General features: G+C 38.7%; 2 protein-coding genes. Both read left to right on the plus strand.

What is annotated here, in order from left to right; translation table 11 throughout:
* Positions 1-218 (plus strand): hypothetical protein (locus ACFQEU_RS17445; protein ID WP_379784208.1); only part of this gene is annotated, 218 nt, incomplete at its 5' end.
* 207 nt (positions 219-425) lie between these two features.
* A partial coding sequence (locus ACFQEU_RS17450; protein ID WP_379784210.1) for a hypothetical protein occupies positions 426-625 on the plus strand: 200 nt, incomplete at its 3' end.

Consider the following 625-nt stretch of genomic DNA (forward strand, 5'->3'; position numbering starts at 1 on the left):
AGGTGAACCCGGATAGCGTTTTAGCTGACATGGACTGGACTGGTGTTAGCAACAAGCCGTATGATTTTAAGAATCCCACTGACGATATTACTTTTGAAGTGACCACCAATTCGAAAGCTAGCATTCTAAAGCACCAAGATAGAGCGGAAGTGGACATTGTGATAACTTATGATGCGTTTTCTGTTGAAGACTTAAAGTTAATCAATGGAAATTTATGAGGGAAGTAGGATGAAACAGGTATGTATAGACGATGATTTTCTAGTGGGTGATGACATCTTTTCGCTAAGATGCGGGGTGTATGATCAGGTTCAATTCAAATCCTTGCAGTTTAGAGATGGCCCTAAAAAAACATAAGAATCGAAGATACCATTTTTTCAAAATGCTCTGTTCTAAATGGCATATGTAGTATCGGTAGATTTGTTTCTTTGGAAGATGTTTCATTTATAGATCTGGCTGTAAAGGAAATGGAGATTTCCGCTGGCGCCTTATTGAACAATGTAATTATTTCAGGAGCTAAGACAAAATTTTTAACTATTAAAAGGCTCTACAAAGATACCGCTTTGCATGAAATGGAGGCCAGTGCAGTAACTGGAATCGTTGATGTTAGTGGGTTCACTGGTGCGCT

Origin of the sequence: Halorubrum tibetense (genome assembly GCF_042661865.1) — an archaeon.
GTDB classification, from domain to species: Archaea; Halobacteriota; Halobacteria; order Halobacteriales; family Haloferacaceae; genus Halorubrum; species Halorubrum tibetense.